14 protein-coding genes are annotated in these 17,702 nt (G+C 72.4%); 7 read left to right on the forward strand and 7 right to left on the reverse strand.

Going from position 1 to position 17,702, the window contains the following annotated elements; translation table 11 throughout:
• The first annotated feature begins 125 nt into the window (after positions 1-125).
• On the forward strand, positions 126-680 hold the full coding sequence (locus WME98_RS00170) for a dihydrofolate reductase family protein (protein WP_437331595.1): 555 nt from the start codon (positions 126-128) through the stop codon (positions 678-680).
• Between the two features lie 63 nt (positions 681-743).
• Here WME98_RS00170 and WME98_RS00175 read toward each other — a convergent pair whose 3' ends face one another.
• The 4 genes from WME98_RS00175 to WME98_RS00190 are packed head-to-tail and all read right to left on the reverse strand — an operon-like array spanning position 744 to position 5,422.
• Complete coding sequence (locus tag WME98_RS00175; RefSeq protein WP_437331596.1) at positions 744-1,946, reverse strand: ABC transporter permease; 1,203 nt, start codon at positions 1,944-1,946, stop codon at positions 744-746.
• Positions 1,940-2,671, reverse strand: a complete 732-nt coding sequence (locus WME98_RS00180; RefSeq protein ID WP_061625645.1) for an ABC transporter ATP-binding protein — start codon at positions 2,669-2,671, stop codon at positions 1,940-1,942. Before WME98_RS00180 ends, WME98_RS00175 begins: the two co-directional genes overlap by 7 nt.
• A gap of 1 nt (position 2,672) precedes the next feature.
• On the reverse strand, positions 2,673-3,920 hold the full coding sequence (locus WME98_RS00185; RefSeq protein WP_437949356.1) for an efflux RND transporter periplasmic adaptor subunit: 1,248 nt from the start codon (positions 3,918-3,920) through the stop codon (positions 2,673-2,675).
• The gene (locus tag WME98_RS00190) at positions 3,917-5,422 is read right to left on the reverse strand and encodes a TolC family protein (protein ID WP_437949357.1); all 1,506 of its coding nucleotides are present in this window, start codon (positions 5,420-5,422) and stop codon (positions 3,917-3,919) included. Before WME98_RS00190 ends, WME98_RS00185 begins: the two co-directional genes overlap by 4 nt.
• Before the next feature lie 116 nt (positions 5,423-5,538).
• Here WME98_RS00190 and WME98_RS00195 point away from each other — a divergent pair, with 116 nt between their 5' ends.
• From WME98_RS00195 to WME98_RS00215, 5 genes are all read left to right on the forward strand, one after another.
• Positions 5,539-6,261, forward strand: coding sequence for a response regulator transcription factor (locus WME98_RS00195; protein WP_437949358.1), 723 nt, complete (start codon positions 5,539-5,541; stop codon positions 6,259-6,261).
• Between the two features lie 52 nt (positions 6,262-6,313).
• The gene (locus WME98_RS00200; protein WP_437949359.1) at positions 6,314-7,666 is read left to right on the forward strand and encodes a sensor histidine kinase; all 1,353 of its coding nucleotides are present in this window, start codon (positions 6,314-6,316) and stop codon (positions 7,664-7,666) included.
• Positions 7,667-7,793: 127 nt separating this feature from the next.
• Entirely contained in the window at positions 7,794-9,017 is a 1,224-nt protein-coding gene (locus WME98_RS00205) for an AAA family ATPase (RefSeq protein WP_437949360.1), read from the forward strand.
• A 2-nt stretch (positions 9,018-9,019) separates the two neighbouring features.
• Positions 9,020-9,838 (forward strand): hypothetical protein, encoded by an 819-nt coding sequence (locus tag WME98_RS00210; RefSeq protein ID WP_437949361.1) that lies wholly within the window; start codon positions 9,020-9,022, stop codon positions 9,836-9,838.
• Between the two features lie 116 nt (positions 9,839-9,954).
• Positions 9,955-11,211 carry a cytochrome P450 gene (locus WME98_RS00215; RefSeq protein ID WP_437949362.1) on the forward strand — a complete coding sequence of 419 codons (1,257 nt, stop codon included), beginning with the start codon at positions 9,955-9,957 and terminating at the stop codon, positions 11,209-11,211.
• A gap of 50 nt (positions 11,212-11,261) precedes the next feature.
• On the opposite strand, the gene WME98_RS00220 is transcribed toward WME98_RS00215, so the two are convergent.
• Positions 11,262-12,980, reverse strand: a complete 1,719-nt coding sequence (locus tag WME98_RS00220; RefSeq protein WP_437949363.1) for a tannase/feruloyl esterase family alpha/beta hydrolase — start codon at positions 12,978-12,980, stop codon at positions 11,262-11,264.
• 180 nt (positions 12,981-13,160) lie between these two features.
• Positions 13,161-15,407, reverse strand: a complete 2,247-nt coding sequence (gene eutB, locus WME98_RS00225; protein WP_437949364.1) for an ethanolamine ammonia-lyase subunit EutB — start codon at positions 15,405-15,407, stop codon at positions 13,161-13,163.
• Positions 15,408-16,192: 785 nt separating this feature from the next.
• Between eutB and WME98_RS00230 the strand changes: the two genes are divergently transcribed.
• Entirely contained in the window at positions 16,193-17,047 is an 855-nt protein-coding gene (locus WME98_RS00230) for a hypothetical protein (protein ID WP_437949365.1), read from the forward strand.
• Positions 17,048-17,156: 109 nt separating this feature from the next.
• Here the strand turns inward: WME98_RS00230 and WME98_RS00235 are convergent, their stop codons facing one another.
• Positions 17,157-17,690 (reverse strand): response regulator, encoded by a 534-nt coding sequence (locus tag WME98_RS00235; protein ID WP_061625635.1) that lies wholly within the window; start codon positions 17,688-17,690, stop codon positions 17,157-17,159.
• Positions 17,691-17,702 lie beyond the last annotated feature (12 nt).

The following is a 17,702-nucleotide window of genomic DNA, read 5'->3' on the forward strand; positions in this document are numbered from 1 at the left end:
GGCACGGCGACCGTCATCGACATCGCAACGGCTTTGGTCCTCCCCCGCTTCCATCGGGGGTGTCGACGGAAGCGGGGGAGGACCAAAGTCTCCCGCCGCCTGCTCCGCCGTGGTACATCTGCGCCATGGGCCTCTTGACCTTCGGACTCAACGTGACGCTGGACGGGTGCTACGACCATCGCGAGGGGATCGCGGACGACGAGCTGCACGACTACTTCACGCAGCTGATGGACGCAGCCGGGGCGATGCTGTGGGGGCGCGTCACGTACGAGCTCATGGAGAGCGCCTGGCCGGCGGTGGCGCGCGACGAGAACGCGCCACGCGCGATGCGGGAGTGGGCGCGCAAGCTGGAGGCCAAGCCGAAGTATGTGGTCTCGGCCTCGCGCCGCGACTTCCCGTGGAACAACACCTTCCGCGTCGAGGGGGATTTGCGTGAGGCCGTAACGCAGCTGAAGGAGAAGACCCCGCAAGGCGTGCTCGTGGGCAGTCCCACGCTCGCGGCGGCGCTCGAACGGCTGGGGCTGATCGATGAGTACCGTCTCGTCGTCCACCCCGTCTTCGCCGGCCACGGGCCAACCTTGTTTCAGGGCCTGGAGCCCTCGCGGCGCCTCGAGCTCGTCTCGACGAGCCGCCTGAAGTCCGGCCAGGTCGCGCTGCATTACCGCCGCAAAGAGGGGTGACCCGATCAGGCCGGGCAGCCCTCGTCGTCGCGCGTCACGCGGCCGCCCCCAGCCCCCCGGCTCTCACTCGAACCGCAGCGCCTCCACCGGATCGAGCCGCGCCGCGCGCCGCGCCGGCCCCACGCCGAACGTGATCCCGATCAGGATCGACACCCCGAGCGCCAGCCCCACCGCGTACGGCGGCACGATGGTCGCCCACTCCCCGAACCGCGACAGCAGCACCGCCGCCCCGTACCCGAGGCCCACGCCGGCCACCCCGCCCGCGAGCGACACCACCACGGCCTCGACGAGGAACTGCCGCAGGATGTCCTTCCGCCGCGCCCCGACCGCCATCCGCACGCCGATCTCGCGGGTCCGCTCCCGCACCGACACGAGCATGATGTTCATGATCCCGATGCCGCCCACGATCAGCGACACCGCCGCCACGCTGCCGAGCAGCGTCGTGAACGTGCCCGTGATCTGCCCCATCGTCGCCAGCATCTCCGCCTGCGACCGCACCTCGAAATCGCTCGGCTGATCCGCGCGCAGCCGGTGCCGCAGGCGCAGCAGCTGCTCGAGCTGCGCGATCACCACCTCCGACCGGTCCTCGCTCGCGAGCTGCAGCGAGATCGTCGACAGGTGATCTTGCCCGAACAGGACCGACCGGTGCGTCGACAGCGGCACGAACACCCCGTCGTCCGGCGAGCCCATCCCGGAGCCCTTCTCCGCCAGCACCCCGACCACCCGGAACGCGCTCCCGTTGATCTGGAGCCGCGTCCCGAGCGGCGAGCCCCCCGGATAGAGCTGCCGCGCCACGTTCGCGCCGAGGACCACCACCCGCGCGCGCTGCTGCTCGTCGAGCTCCGAGAACCCGACGCCGCTCGCCACCGACAGCGACCGCACCTCGAGATACGCCGGCGTGATCCCGGTCACGGACGCGTTCAGGTTGCTCGCCATGTACCGGAGCTGCGCGCTGCCGCTCCGCTCCGGCGCCACCGCCGCCACGCCGTCGAGCGCCTTCAGCGCCTCGGCGTCCGCCTCGGTCAGCGTCTTCACCGTGCCCGAGCGCACCCCGCTCGCCGACGCCGACCCCGGCCGCACCATCAGCAGGTTCGCGCCGAGCGACCGGATCCGCCCCTCCACGCTGCTGCGCGCGCCCTCGCCGATGCCGAGCACCGCCACGACCGCCGCCGTCCCGATGATCATGCCGAGCATCGTCAGCAGCGTCCGCAGCCGGTTCGAGGCGAGCGAGCGCCACGCGCTCTTCGCCGTCTCCTTGATCAGCATGCCCCCTCCATCTCGCTCGCGTGGAACGCCGCCACCACGGTGCTCGACGGGCCGTCGGCCACGATGTGGCCGTCCTTCATGTGGATGGCGCGCGCGAGCGCCCGCGCCACGCCGAGGTCGTGCGTCACCATCACCAGCGTCGTCCCGTCCGCGTTCAGCGACATCAAGAGCTCCAGCACGTCGCGCCCCGTCCGGCTGTCGAGCGCGCCCGTCGGCTCGTCGCACAGGAGGATCGACGGCCGCGTCACGATCGCCCGCGCGATCGCCACGCGCTGCCGCTGCCCGCCCGAGAGCTCGGACGGCAGGTGCCGCGCGCGCGCCGCGAGCCCGACGCGCTCGAGCGCGTGCTCCGCGAGCGCCCGGCTGTCCTTGACCGCCCCGTAGAGGAGCGGCAGCTCGACGTTCTCCGCCGCCGTCATCCGCGGCAGCAGGTTGAAGCTCTGGAACACGAACCCGATGTGCTTGTTCCGGAGCGCCGCGAGCTCGTCGTCGTCGAGCTCCGCCACGTCGCGCCCCCCGAGCCGGTACGTGCCCTCGGTCGGCCGATCCAGGCACCCGAGGATGTTCAGCAGGCTCGACTTCCCGCACCCGGACGGCCCGATGATCGCGACCGACTCGCCGCGCCGCACCTCGAACCCGATCCGGTCGACCGCCCGCACCGCGAGGTCCGCGCGATCGGCGTGGTACACCTTGGAGAGGCCGCTCACGAAGACCGGGACGTCCATCTCAGCGGCCCCCCCGGGCGCCCATGCCCATGCCCATCCCGCGCATCGGGTTCTGCCCGCCCCGCTGCCCCTGCCCCCCCTGCTGCGGGCCCGGCGCGCTCACGACCGGCGCGCTCGCGAGGACGTCGTCGCCCTCGCTCAGCCCCTCGACCACCACCATGCTCGTCCCGTCGGTCGCCCCGGTCTTGATCGGCCGCTCCTCGCCGTTCGCGAGCCGCACGAACCGCCGCTTGCCCGACGACTGTACCGCCAGGAGCGGCACGAGCAGCACGTCCTTCTGCTCCGCCGTCACGATCTCCACGTCCGCGCTCATCCCCGACCGGAGCAGCGACGCCTCCTTGTCGTTGACGACGATCTCGACGTCGAAGGTCACGACGCTCGACACCTCCTTGCCGAGCGGGCTCACCCGGTCGACCACGCCCTGGAACACCCGGTCGCCGTAGGCGTCGACGCGGATGTCGACCCGCTGGCCGGGGGCCACGCGGCCGATCTGCGCCTCGTCGATGGCGCCGACGATGCGCAGGTTCGACAGATCGGCGAGCGTCATCACGGCGCTGCCGCCGCTCACGTTGGTGAGCGCCGACGAGACCAGCGTCCCCTTCTCCACCGCCACGTCGAGCACCGTGCCGGCGATCGGCGCGTAGATCTGCATCTCCTTCAGGCGCGTCTCGGCGTCCTGCACCGCGAGCTCGGCCGTCTTGAGCTGCGCCTGGGCCGCTGTCACCTGCGCGCGCCGCAGCGTCATGTTGGCGCTCGCCACCTTCGTCGAGTGCGCCGCCGATCGGGCGGCGTCGGTCGACCCGAGGCCGAGCTCGGCGCTCTTCTCGGCGATCCCCTGGCTCACCTCGTTGTTCTTGCGCTCGAGGTCGGCGACAGCGAGCGACGCCTGCGCCGCGGCGAGGTCGGCCTTCACCCGGTCGCGCGCCACGCGCGCCGCGGCGAGATCGCGCTCCGCGTCTTTCGGATCCAGCTTGACCAGGAGCTGCCCGGCCTCGACCTGGTCGCCCTCCTTCACGAGCACCTCGATGACCTGGCCCGCGGCGCGCGACTTCACCTCGACCTGCACGTCGGGCTCGATCTTCCCGGACGCCGCGGCGGTCTCGGTCAGGCTCCCGCGGCGGATCTCGACCGTGGGCCCGGCGGGCGCCTTCGAGGGCGTCTGATACCAGGCGTACCCGCCGATCGCGAACGTCGCGATGGCCGCCGCGGCCACGCCGGACATCAGGTAGCGTTTCTTGTTCCTGTTCATGACGACCTCCTGGGGAGCACCGAAGCGAAGCGATCGAGGAGCGCGCCCGCGGCGTGCTCCAGCTGGAAGCGCGAGGTGAGCGCCGTGACCAGGGCCCGCAGCTTGCGGAGCTCCGCCTCGCGCAGCGTCTGCTCCGCCTTCACCACGTCCGCCGACGTCGACGTCCCGAGCAGCAGCCGCTGCCGCTCCGCCTCGGCGAGCTCGCCGGCCAGGCGGGCGGTCTCCGTGGCGAGCGCCACCTGCTCGTCCGACGCCTCGAGGGTCACGCGCAGCGAGGTGAGCTCGGCCGCGATCGCCGCGGCGCGCGCCTGGTAGCGCGCCTCCGCGGCCGCGAGCTGCGTGCGCGCGCGCGCCGCGTCGGCCGACGCCCGGCCCCCGCCGAACGGCAGCTCGAGGTCGAGCCCGCCGAGCACGGTGAACGCTGGCCGCCCGCCCAGGAGCGAGACCCCCGACGTGCCGTCGTCCGCCCACGGGGTCCTCACCGAGGCGGTCGTGAACACGTCGAGGCGGACCTGGTCGGCGTCCTCCGCGGCGCTCACCCGCGCGCGCTGCGCCTCGAGATCGGCGCGCAGGGCGGCGAGCTCCTGGGATCGCTCGGCCGCCGCGCGCGTCAGCGCGTCGATCGGGGGGAGCGGCCCGAGCGAGGGCGGCGCGCCGGTCGGCGAGAGCGACGAGGCCTCCCGCGGGGCCATGCCGAGCGCGCGGCCGAGCGCGATGGCGCGCGCCGAGCGCGTCGCGCGCGCCTGCGACAGCGCGTCCGCGATCGACCCGGCCGAGGTCGAGAACTGCAGGACGTCCACCCGCGTGCCGGTGCCGAGCGTCTCGGCGCGGGCCTTGGCGTCGTTCAGCTGCCGCTGCGCGGCCGCGAGCGCCTGCTCCTGCACGCCGATCGCCTGCTCCGCGTACCAGAGCTCCCAGTATGCCTCGAGCACGTCGAGCGCGGTCTGGCTCGCCGCGAGGTCGCGCTCCTGCGCCGCGGCGATCGCCGACGCCTCCGCCTGCGCGATCGGCGCGAGCACGGCGTCGGTCCCGGCGCCCCGGAGCAGCGGCTGCCGCGCGGAGACGTACGCCTCCGCGGTGGTCGTCGGCCGGAGGACGCCGCTCCCCTCCAGGCTGCGGGCCGCGCCGCCCCACGACTTGTTCGCCGACGCGCCCACCTCGAGGCTGGTCCCGACGTCGGTCGTGTACCGGAGGGCCACGTCCGACGCGACGGTCGTGGTGCCCGAGATCCCGCGGCCCCCGTTCCCGAGATCCTCTGCGTATTGACCGGTCACCGAGGCGGACAGCGTGGGCTTGCGGGCGCCTTGCTCGGCGGCGACGGCCTGCCGCGCGGCGGTGGCCTCGAGCAGGGCCGCGCGCAGGGCCGGGTTCTGGGAGGCAGCGCGGCCGACCGCCTGCTCGGCGGTGAGCGTCTCGGCGCGCGCCGCGCTCCCCAGCGTGCACGTGGCGATGACGGCGAGGGACGCCAGCCACGGCAAGGGAACGGAGCGAGTGAGCGTCATGCGGCCCAGGCTAGGAGGCAGTGTCTCAAGAGGTGTCCAGTTCGTGTAAAGATTCGTCAAGAGCCTTTTGACCAGGCCTTACACAGCGCCGTGACGGCCGCGCTACAGTCGCCGACATGGCCGATCCGCCTCAGATCCTGGTCATCGACGACGACGCCGAGCTCTGCGAGCTCCTGGCCGAGCTGCTCGGTCAGGAGGGTTACGCGGTGGAGAGCGCGCGCGACGCGATCTCCGGCCTCGCGCGCGCGCAGGAGAAGCCGTTCACCCTCGTGGTGCTCGACGTGATGCTGCCTGGCCTCAACGGCTTCGAGGTGCTCACGCGGCTCCGGCAGAGCTCCCGGGTGCCGGTCCTGATGCTGACGGCGCGGGGCGAGGACGTCGACCGCATCGTCGGCCTGGAGATGGGCGCCGACGACTACCTGCCGAAGCCGTTCAACCCGCGCGAGCTCGTCGCCCGGGTGCGCGCGCTCCACCGGCGCGCCGCCCACGCGGGCGCGGCCGCGGCGGGGCCGGGCGCCGCCGAGGCGCAGAGCGTCCTCACGGTCGACGATATCGAGGTGTTCCCCGCGGCGCGGCGGGTCCGGGTCCGCGGCGAGGAGGTCCGGCTCACGACGGCCGAGTACGACCTGCTCGAGGTCCTGGTGCGGCAGGCGGGCACGGTGGTCTCGCGCGAGGATCTCGCGCGGCGCGTGCTGGGCCGCCGCCTCGCGGCGTACGACCGCGGCATCGACATGCACGTCTCGAACCTCCGCCGCAAGCTCGGCCCCGGGCCGAGCGGGGGCGAGCGCATCAAGACGGTCCGCAACGCCGGCTACATCCTGGCCCGGGAGCGCCCGTGAGGCGCCTGCCGCGGAGGGCGCTCGCGAGGCGCCGCGGCCTCGGGGGGCGCGCGTGAAGAGCCTCTTCCTGCGCCTCCTGGTCTCGCTGTGGATCGCGATGGCGCTCCTCGTCGGGCTGTTCGCGGTGATCCACGGCTGGGCGTTCTCCGCCGAGTCGAGCTCGCTGCGCCGCCGCCTGAGCACGCGCAGCGTCGAGCTCCGGGCGGAGAGCGCGCTCTTCTGCGCGCGGGACGGGCTCTCCGGCTGCGAGCAGCGCCTCGTGCCGATCGAGCCGCGGGATCAGCGCGTCGCGGTCTACCGGTCCGGCGCGCTCGTGAGCGGCGAGCCCATCGAGGGCGCGCCGCTCGTCGAGGAGCGGGCGCGGCGCTCGGCGGACGGCATCGCCGTCGAGGTGGGCGAGCGGGAGCTCGTCGCGGTCGTCCTGCGCCGCGACCCGTCCTTCGTGGCGGTCGCGACCGGTCCGGTCCGGTCGCCGTGGATGTTCTTCATCGTGCCGGAGACGCTGCCGCTCCGGCTGCTCGCGATCGTGGTCGTGACCGGGCTCGTCGCGGTGGTCCTCGCGCGCTACCTGTCCCGTCCGATCCACATCCTGCGCGGCGCCACGCAGCGGATGGCGGCGGGCGATCTCTCGGTCGGCGTCGCGCAGCAGCTCGCGGGCGCGGACGGCGAGACGCTGGCGCTCGGGCGCGACATGGACCGGATGGCGGAGCGCATCGAGGAGCTCTTGGAGACGCAGCGCCGGCTGCTCCGCGACGTCTCGCACGAGCTCCGGTCGCCGCTCGCGCGGCTCAACATCTCGCTCGAGCTCGTCCGCCGCCGGTCGCCGCCGGACGTGGCGCCGGCGTTCGACCGGATCGAGCGGGAGACGGAGCGGCTCAACGGCATGATCGGCGAGCTGCTCACGCTGAGCCGGCTGGAGTCGGCCCGGGGCATGGAGCGGACCGAGCGGGTCGACCTGACGGCGCTGGTGGAGCAGCTTGTCGAGGACGCCGCGTTCGAGGCGGAGCAGCAGGGGTGCTCGGTCGAGCTCGGGGCGCGCGACGCGTGCTCCCTGGACGGGAACGAGGAGCTGCTCCGGCGGGCGATCGAGAACGTGGTGCGCAACGCGGTGCGCTTCACCGAGGCGGGCACCACGGTCCGCATCGACCTCGCGTGTTCGAGCGGGGTCGCCGAGGTGCGCGTCCGCGATCGTGGGCCGGGCGTGCCCGAGGTGGCGCTCGGGGACATCTTCAAGCCGTTCTACCGGGTCGACGATCACCGGGCGCGCGGCGCGGGCGGCACGGGGATCGGGCTGGCGATCACGCAGCGGGCGGTGCTGCTGCACGGCGGCGAGGTGGAGGCGAGGAACGCCGAGGGCGGCGGGCTCGAGGTCGCGCTGCGGTTGCCGGTGGGCGGCGGGGGCTGAGCGGGGGGCGGACGGCGAGATCGATGGCCGGACGGAGGCCGCTTGCTCGTCCGCCGTGCCGGCGTCGGGCTATAAAGCTCGACGGCCGACGCGCGTGGGCGCGGGCGGGCGGCGGGCGGCGACGACCATGATCCAGCAGGTCTCTTTCACCAACTTCAAATCGCTGCGCAGGGTCGACGCTGGCCTTGGGCGCTTCATGGTGATCGTCGGGCCGAACGGCTCCGGGAAGACGAGCATCCTCGACGGCCTGCACTACCTTGCGCAGGCGACGCGGTGGCCGCTGGCTGGATTGATGCGCGGTGTCTTTGCGCCTTCCAACCTGAAGAGCCGCGGCAGCTCGGGGCCCATACAGCTCGTAGCAACGGGAAGCTTCCATGACGTGACCGCGGAGGTCCGAATCATCGTCGAGGGCAGGGACGACTTGAACGGCAACGCCAGCTGGCGCGGGACAGTCGTTCGTCGGTGGGGCGATGCCGTGGAGGAGACCTCCGAGGCGGAAGAGGGATGGCAGCTCGTCAAGTCCAGCGATCCGCAGCCGACGCCACGACCAGGTGGCAAAAAAGACGTGTTGCGGACCCATGGTCTCCCCGAGATGGCGGAGCTCGCGAAAGAGCTTGGCTCCGCGCGCAAGCTCCGGCTGGATATCGAGGCGCTCGCGGCGGCGTCGTACAGCGATGAGGAGCTGCCTCGCCTCGATACGGACGGTAGCGGCCTGGCTTCGGTGCTGGCAGACGCCGCAGCGCGCACCCCCGAGGTGTTCCAGTCGATCCAGGAGGCCGCGCGCCAGGTCATCCCGACGCTCGAGAGGATCCGCACGCGTCGCGCCAAGGTACAGAGACAGGAGCGTCAGGAGATCACCATCGACGGTGAGGAAGCGATCCAGCGCTCCGTCGACCGATTCTACTGGGGCCAGCAGCTCGTGCTCGATTTCAAGGGCGCGCCGGACGTCCCGGCGCCGCTCGCGAGCGAGGGCACCCTGCTCGTCATCGGTCTGCTGACCGCGCTGTGGATGGAGCCCAGGCCCCGGCTGCTGCTCCTCGACGATATCGACAAGGCGCTGCACCCGCGCGCGCAGGAAGAGCTGGTCACGCAGATTCGTAAGATCTTGGAGATGACGCCCGAGCTCCAGGTGATCGCCACCAGCCACTCGCCGTACCTGCTGGATCACTTCGATGCGCAGGACGTGCTCCTCACCGCGCTCCTGCCCGATGGCTCCACCGCCTGCGCCCGGCTCGCGGACCACCCCGATTTCGATCGATGGAAGAGCACGACGCGCTCCGGCGAGCTCTGGAGCTTCGTCGGCGAGGACTGGGTCGCGCAGCAGGCGAGCGCCGCTCAGGAGCACGGGTGAGCGTGGCCTCTCATCTCCTCGGGATGGTCGTCGAAGGATCGGATGACGCCCGGACGGTGCCTGGTCTCGTCGACCGGGTCGTCGAGGGAGCGGTCCCCGTCCTGAAAGGCAAGCTCGGGCGAGCTCGATCCTTCTGTGGGCTCGATGCCAACACGCCGTTCGTGATGTGGAGCGCGGTCCATCAATACCCGGTACCTCGAAGGCACGGCCACTTCGGCGGAAAGCCGGCGCTCGAGGACGCCCGTACAGCCGTGCTCGCGCTCCGTTGCTTCGTCGCGCGGGATCCGCAGCCCGAGGCCGTCGTCCTGGTGCGCGACAGCGACGGAAAGGAAGCCGAGCGCCGGCAAGGCTTGGAGCAGGCTCGACAGGACTTTGCCTGGCCCTTCGAGGTGCTCCTTGGCGTCGCCCACCCGATGCGGGAGTGCTGGGTGCTCGCCGGCTTCGTCCCAGAGAGCAAGCGAGAGGAGACATCGCTCGCCGCGCTCCGGAAGGAGCTCGGGTTCGACCCTACCGCCCGTTCGCACGAGCTCGACGCATCGAGCAAAGCGGCGAAGAAGAGCCCGAAGCGCGTTCTGGATCGCCTCACCGGCGGCGAAGGCGAGCGTGAGGCGCGGTGCTGGACGGAGCCGGCGCTCGGCCATCTACGCCAGCGAGGCAACGGCAACGGCCTCGCGGCGTTCCTCGGTGAGGTCGAGGCTCGCCTCGTGCCCATCTTCTCGGACGCTGGCATCGGGGACAACGCCGGCGACGAGCTCGGGCCCCCGCAGCCGGCCGCTCCTGAGAGCGACGAGGCCAGCGCCAAAGGTCCCAGCCGCTCCTGATCCCGGCTCCCAGTCCATCGATCTCGATCCCGGATCGACCCGCCCTCGGAAGGTGATATTCGATCGAACGGCCTGAGGGCGGCCTCCCCGCCGCCTCTGCCCGGAGCCTCGCGAGCATGTCGATCGAGACCACGCGCGCCTTCAACCACCTCGTTTCCCCGCACCTGGAGGACCCTTATCCCCTCTTCGAGGAGCTCCGGCGCGAGGCGCCCGTCGTGTTCAACCCGACCTTCGGGATGTGGTTCGTCTCGCGCCACGAGGACGTCGCGGCCGTGGTCAAGGATCCGGTGCGCTTCAGCTCGGCGCAGGTCCTCGCGCCGCTCCAGGAGCCCTCGCCCGAGCTGCTGGCGATCCTGGGCAAGGACGGGAGCGGCGTGTATCCGCTCCTGTCGAACGATCCGCCGGTCCACACGCGGGTGCGCAGCCTCGTGAGCAAGGCGCTCGCGGGGCCGCGCCTCGCGGCGAGGATGGAGCCGTTCGTCCGCGCGATCACCAGCGAGCTCGTGGGCGGGTTCGAGAAGGACGGGCAGGCGGACCTGATGGCGCGCTTCGCCACGCCGCTGCCGATCCGCGTGACCAGCCAGCTCTTCGGGATCCCGCTCTCGGAGATGGATCAGGTCAAGCGGTGGTGCGACGACGAGACCATGTTCCTCATGGCCTTCCTGCCCGACGAGCGGCGCGCGGAGCTGGCGCGCAGCATCGTCGCCTACCGCGATTTCCTGCGCGCGCTCGTCGAGGATCACCGGGCGAGCCCTCGCCCCGATCTGGTGACCGAGCTCATCGAGGCGCGCGCGGAGGGCGAGGGCCCGCTCGACACGCAGGAGCTGGTGGGCACGCTGTGCGTGCTGATCTTCGCGGCGCACGTGACCACGACGAACATGATCGGCAACACGCTCGTGTCGATCCTGCGCGCGCCCGGCGCCTGGCAGACGCTGCGCGACCGGCCGGCGCTGATCCCCGGCGTGCTCGAGGAGGGCATGCGCTTCGATGCGCCCGTGCAGGGGATGACGCGCACCGTGACCGAGGATTGCCGGATCCGCGGGGTGGCCGTGCCGCGCGGCGCGCGGGTGTTCGTGCTGTTCGGGTCCGCCAACCGGGACCTGCCGGGCGTGAAGGACCCCGAGCGGTTCGAGCTCGAGCGCGCGGCCGGGCCGAGCCTCGCGTTCGGGCGCGGCCCGCACTTCTGCGTCGGCGCGCAGCTCGCGCGCCTGGAAGGCGCTATCGCGCTCGAGGAGCTGACGCGACGCCTGCGGGGCGCGCGCCTCGCCGGCGACGCGCGGCTCTCGTACATGCCCAACCTCGTGCACCGCGGCCCGGCCGCGCTGAACGTCGCGTGGGACGCGCCGCCGCCGGGATCGCCCTCACCCGGCTAGAAGGACCAAGCGCTGCCCGCGGCATCGAGCGCGGGCGCGGTGGCTCGAGGCTAGTTCGCCGTGCACGCGAAGGACGCGGCGCTATCCATATCGCCCGAGCCTTTGTACTGGGGCCATGTCGGATAGACACAAAGGGGCCTGGTTCGGCCCGGGACGCCCGTCGTGTCGACGACGATCTGGTCCGTCGCCGGATCCGCCCCCGCTTCGACCCAGCGCTCGAGCGCGGTCAAGTAATCCCACCCCGCGGTGAAGGCCGCGCTCACGGAGTGACCAAACCCGGGAACCTCGTAATATCGAAGGAAAGAGTCGACCTCGTCCGCCCCCATGTCCGCCCGCAAGCGCGAGTAATAGGCCTCCACGGCGCGCGGGCTGACGAGCAGGTCCTCCGTGCCTTGCAGCATCAAGAGCTTCCCGCCCTTCGCGGCGAAGGCGGTCAGATCGGCGTACGCGACGTCCAGCGCCGAGAGCTCGGTCACCCGTGATGCGAAGGCGCCGGCGTTCGACACATCGAACGTCAGGTAGTCGAACGCGGCGTCCCTGGCGACGGCATAGCGGATGAAGCCGTCCGCGAAATGGGCGCCGTACGACATGCTCTCGGTGACCGGGAACCCCGGCGGCGCGCTCCCCAGCCCGATCGCGGCGACGTGCGGCTGGAGCGGCGAGCTGCTCGCCATGCCCAGATCCGAGATGAACGCGTTGAACCCGGGGAAGCTCGCCTCGCCGCTCGCGAGCGGGATATCGAAGGGCACCTCTCCGTTCGCCTTGCCGAGCGCCGTGAGCTGGGCGTCCGACAGGCACGTGTCCCCGGTGTCGACGCCGTCCGGGCACCGGACAGGCACGCCGTCCAGCGACGCGGTCGACGGGTCGAACGTCGCGTTGCACCCCTGGACGTCGCTGATCACCCCGTCGCTCGCGCCGTCGAGCGCGTCGCAGGCGGCCACGGCGGCGCGGTAGAGCACGCCGCGCTCCTCGGGGTCGAGGTAGGCGCCGGGCGCCGCGAACGCCTGGATCATGGCGAGGGCGCCGACCATCGCGGTCGTCACGTTCCGGGCGGGGTAGAGCGCGACGCATCCATCCCAATCTTCTGGCCAGCGACCCGCGACCGCCAGGGCTTGCCGTCCCCCCGTCGAGCTGCCCAGGAAGTACGCCTTGGTCGGGGCCTCGCCGTAGGTCGCCTCGACCACGGCGATGGCCGCGTCGCGCGTCTTCTTCAAGGCGTCGGACACCCAGTTCGCGTACGCCTCCTGGTTCAGGGCGAAGGATCCGTCGAGGGGATTCGATTGATGACCAGCGTCGCTGGCAAACACCGCATAGCCACGCCCGAGCGGCGTCACCGCGTCGGGCGTGGTGTTCAGCGGGTTGCCAGCGACGTCCGGGATGATCCCGCAGAACCCGCCCCCGCCCAGCATGACCGCCTTCGAGTTCCAGCCGGCGGGGAGCGCGACCTGAAACTTGATGTTGGGCGCCGTCGGATCGACAGGCATGATGTCCCCGGACACGAGACAATGCTCGCCGACCGCGCCCTGCGCCGCGTTCATCTGGGTCGACGTGACGACGGCGCCGGTCGTGGGCAACCCGATGGAGTCGCTCGGAATCTGCATGTTCGCGAGCTGCGCGCAGCGGACCGCGAGCGGCGGCGCGGTGTCCGGCGCGGGGCCGCCGTCGTCTCCGCTGCAAGCAGCCAGGCATCCAAAGGCCAGCGCGCTCGCGGTGGCGGTCCATAAGCCGTTCTTCGACGCAAAGGGAATCAATGTGGCCTCCGATCCCATCGAGGCTCTCGTGCTCGGCGCTGTCGTGCCCGCGAGACCGAGCGCCCTCATGCCCGTACGATGCGGTCCCGCGCCCTCTTCGGCAACAAGCAGTCTTGGTAAACCGATCTCCATCCATGCAAAGCCAAGGCGTACCGCTCCGGGACGACCTCCGCGCGCTCCGCCGGCGGCCGGCGGCGCTCAGGCGGCGTCGCGGGCGAGCAGCGCCTCCAGCCGGTTGCCGGCCGCGCGGCGCGCGAGCACCTGCGCGACCCTCTCGACGATCGCGACGCCCGCCTCCGCGGGGGGCAGCCCGCCCGCGTGGATGTTCGCGATCACCGTGTACTCGAAGCCGATCGCCGGGTTGCCGCTGAAGGCGGCGGCGGCCTCCCGGTCCACGCCGGGCGCGAGGCGGTAGGCGAGATAGGCCGAGAGGCTGCGCGAGGCGAGCTCCCCGCTCCCCGGGCGCTCGCCGAGCAGCATGATCACCAGCCGGGCCCCGAGCCCCGCGGCGACGGCCTCGGCGAGCTTCACCCGGCCGTAGCGCGCGAGCAGCGGCTGGCCGACGGTCACGCCGCGCGCCCCGAGCCCGTCCAGGAGGACCGGGAGCAGGTCGGGGAGGTTGTGGTGGACGGCCTCGGCGCTCAGGCCGTCCGACACCACGATCTGCACCTGGGCGCCCTCCGGCTCGAGCCGGGCGGCGCTCTCCGGGGAGAGGCGCGCGCCCGCGTCGGCGGAGCCTAGGTGCTCGTCCTTGCTACGGGCCATCGTGGTGAGGACCCGGAACGCGGCGACGCGCGCCAGCTCGTCCTCGCGCAGCTCGCTCTCGAGCGCCGCCCGCGCGATGGCCTGATCGAGGCGCGCCCGCCGGCTCACCGCGCTCGCCGGGCGCGGGCCGGCCGTGGCGAAGCCGTGGGCCGCGGGCGTGGCCGCGACGAGCGCGGCGAGCTCGGCCTCGTCCGGGCAGAACTGCCGCACGTCGCCGAAGCGCGGCCCGCGGGTGATCGCGCCCGCCGGCGCCTGCCCCTCCCCTTGCTCATTCCCTTGTCCATCCCCCTGTCCCTCCGCCGCGCGCGCCAAAATTCCTCGGTCGAGCGCCCACGCCAGGAACTCGCCGCCGGGCGCGCGGCCGTGGAGCTCGCGCAAGGTCTGCACGTCATGCCCGCTCGTATCGAAATAGGCGAGCATGCGATCGGTGTTGAGACAGACATCCATGTAGAAGCTGGCGCCCGCGGCCGCGAGGAGCTGGGTCGCCATCTGCTGGCCCTCGAGCGTGACGTGGGCGTGGAGGGTGTAACAAGGCGCCATGCCCATGGGCACGCCGAGCAGCTTGCCCATGAAATGGTCCTGGAGGTTCGCGAGGATCATCTCGCGATCGTCGAGGTGCGTCTCCGGGCCGATGAACCCGGTGACGTTGTTCACCATGAACGGGTCCCAGCGGCGGGCGAGGCCGTAACAGAGCGCCTCGGCCGTGGCCATGTCGATGCCGCTGTGCTTGCCGTAGGTCAGCTCGCTGCCCTGGCCGGTCTCGAAATACATGAACTGCTCGGCCTGGCCAGCGAGCGGGCCGCGCGCGGCCATGCGGCGATAGCCCGCGTCGATGAGGTCGACGGTGATGTCGAACTCGGTGACGCAGCAGGCCTCGGTGCCGGCGAGGCTCTGGAAGAGGATCTCCACGGGCGCGCCCTGGTCGAGCGCGGCGAGCTGCACCTTGAGGTGCGACAGGCAGCAGATCTGCGTGGGGACGCCGGTCGCGCGGCGGATGCGGTCGAGGTGGCGGAGGATCGCGGCGGTGGCCTCCACCGTGCCGGCCGCGGGGTTGAGGCCGAGCAGCGCGTCGCCGGCGCCGACGGACAGGCCCCAGTAGGTCAGCAGGGCGATGCCGCGCGGATCGTCGGTGGGGTGGTTCGGTTGGAGGCGCGAGGCGAGCGTGCCGGGCGCGCCGAGGAGCGTGCGCGCGCGGGTGGGGCGGCTGATCTTGCGGGCGATGTAGATGAGCTCGTGCACGTCGCAGAGCTTGGCCAGCGCCGCGGCCATGACCCCGGTCAGCGCGCGGCCGAGGCGCGCCGCCTCCGGGCCCGGGGCGCGGAGCAGCGCGTCCTTGAGCTCGCCGAGGCGCAGCGAGGCGATCCGCGCGAAGGCGCCGCGGTCGATGTCGTAATTGACCCGCATCACCGCGTCGACCTCGCCCCGCTCGTCGGCGAGCGGGTGATCGTGGAGGTGCTCCAGGGTCAGCTCGCCGAGCAGCTCCCGGGCGGCCTCCCGCGCCGCCTCGCTGGGCGCCGAGAGGCCGGCCTTGCGGTCGCCGGCCTTGCTGGCGTCGGCGGCGCCGAGGAGCCGCTTCAGGCCGAGGAACGAGGCGTCGTGGCCGGGCAGGCGGGCCGCGTACCTGGCGTCCGGGCGGACGCGGGGGACCTCGATCCGGTCGAGCGGGATCAACTCCTTCACGGCGCGCGCCTCCCTCCACGGGATATGCCTCGAGGGACGTCACGGCCGCATCCCGCAGAACGAGACCGGCAGTACCCGATCGCGCATGCAGCCAACCTGCACGTGTGTCCGCCCCGGGCGAACACCTCCCCCTCCCGAGGCCCCCCGTTTCGATCGCGAACCGACCCGCACCCCCTCCCGAGGCCCCCCGTTTCGATCGCGAACCGACCCGCACCCCCTCCCGAGGCCGCCGTCTCGATCTCGAACCGACCCACCCCCCTTCCCGAGGCCGCCCGTCTCGATCTCGAACCGACCCGCACCCCCTCCCGAGGCAACGCCGCCACGTCGCGACCTCTCCGCGCCGCCTCCCGAGGCCCCATTTTCCGGTTCCGCATCGACCCGCCCCCCTTCCGAGGCCGCGCCGCCACGTCGCGACCTCTCCGCGCCGCCTCCCGAGGCCCCATGTTTCGGTTCCGCACGTGTCCGGTCCCCCTTCCGAGGCGACGCCGCCACGTCGCGACCTCTCCGCGCCACCCCCGAGGGCCCGTTTTTCGGTTCCGCACCGGCCTCCGGCGCCTCCCCCGGCCACGCCGGCACGCGACGACCGCTCCACGCTCCCCTCCCGACCCACGCTCCTCATCGGCGGCGCTTCACCATGCCTGAAAGAGTCCAGCGCACGCGCGAGCAACGCAAGAAACCAGCGCAGCCCCCGTCTTGACGCAGGTGACCACAGGACTTCCCTTACCTGCTCACCCGCAATGCCACCTCATGCATTGCCCGCATCACCCCATCAGGAGGTGTCTCTCATGTTGAAGCATCTGAATCTCGACGAGATGGTCGCGCTCCTCTCCCCCTGGGTCGACGATCCCAAGCAGCGCAAGCTGTTCCTGTCGATCCCCGAGATCGCGGCGCTCCACCCGCGGGTCGCGGAGGCCCACGAGGCGGTGGTCGCGGTCCAGCCGAGCAGCGGCGCCGGCGCGGCGTCGAAGCTGCGCGCGCTCGTGGACGAGAGCAACGAGGTCGACCGGTGCCACGACCACCTCGCACGGGCCATATCGTACGGTATCGACGCGCACCGCGAGCTCTGCCTCGCCGAGGCGCCGGCCGACGCCGCCCGCGCCGCGCAGTGCGATGCCGTCCAGAAGAAGCTCTTTCCCAACGGCCTCGCCATCCTCAACGCCTCGCCGCTCGCCGAGGCGGGCAACACCACCCGCATCGCCCGCCTCCTCGAAGAAGAGCCCGAGATCGCCGACTTCCTGAGGTCGATCCCCGCCCGCGGCAAGGCGTCGCTGCTCGACGTCGTGAAGCGCTGGCTCGCCAAGGGCCGGGAGCTCCAGGCGCTCGAGCGCGCCCGCACGGAGCTCGACGCGACCCAGGCCACCACGCCCATCACCAAGACCACCATCCAGGCTGCCCGCAGCCAGTGGTTCAAGGTCGTGTCGCTCGTGCTCTCCAACCTCGAGGTGTCCCGCGCCCCGGCGCGAGACATCGAGATCATCCGCGGGCCCGTGCTCCGGGCCTCGGATCGCGCCGGCAAGCGCTACCCGAGCGCTACGCCCGAGGGAGCGCCGCCGGAGGACGGGGCGCAAGACCCCGCCGCCGGGCCGAGCGAGGCCGAGCCGGGCGAGGCCGAGATCGGCGGCGCGAGCGAGCTGCGCTGATCGATCGACCTCGGGTCGGATCCCGTCGCGCCGCCCAGCACGAGCGGATGCGCCCCTCCGATCCCGCCGCCCTGAGCCGCATTCGCAGCCCTGAGCCCAGCGCGGCCGGCTACGACCGACGCCGGAGGATGTGCTGGAGGAGCTGGCGGGAAATGCTCAAGAGCTGCGCCGCCTTTCGCCGGCTCCCGCCAGCGCGCGCGAGCGCCTCGTCGACCATGATCTCGCGGACCTGCCCCTCGATCTCCTGGATCGATGCCCGGCCCACCGCCGCGCGCACCTGGGGGCGGAGATCCGGGGGCCGGGTGAGCGCGTCGTCGATGGAGCGCTCCAGCGCCTCCAGGCACAGCGGCTTGGCGAGGAACGAGCGCACGCCCATCTGCGCGAGGCGGAACGACACCGCCGGGCTCGCCGATCCGCTGATGGCCACGATCGTCGGCGCGACCGGGTAGGCCATCGCCCGCTCCACGACGTCGACGGCATTGCCGTCGGGGAGCATCACGTCGGCGATGATCCCTTGAAACTCCCGGCCCGCGAGCGCGGCGTGGGCCTCGGCCACCGACGCGCAGGCGACGACCTCGACGCCGCGCGCCTCGAGGGCGTCGCACAGCGCGCGCCTGAGCCTCACGTCATCCTCGACCACCATCCAGCGGGACAT

It is taken from the genome of Sorangium sp. So ce296 (genome assembly GCF_051529605.1).
GTDB lineage: Bacteria > Myxococcota_A > Polyangia > Polyangiales > Polyangiaceae > Sorangium > Sorangium cellulosum_D.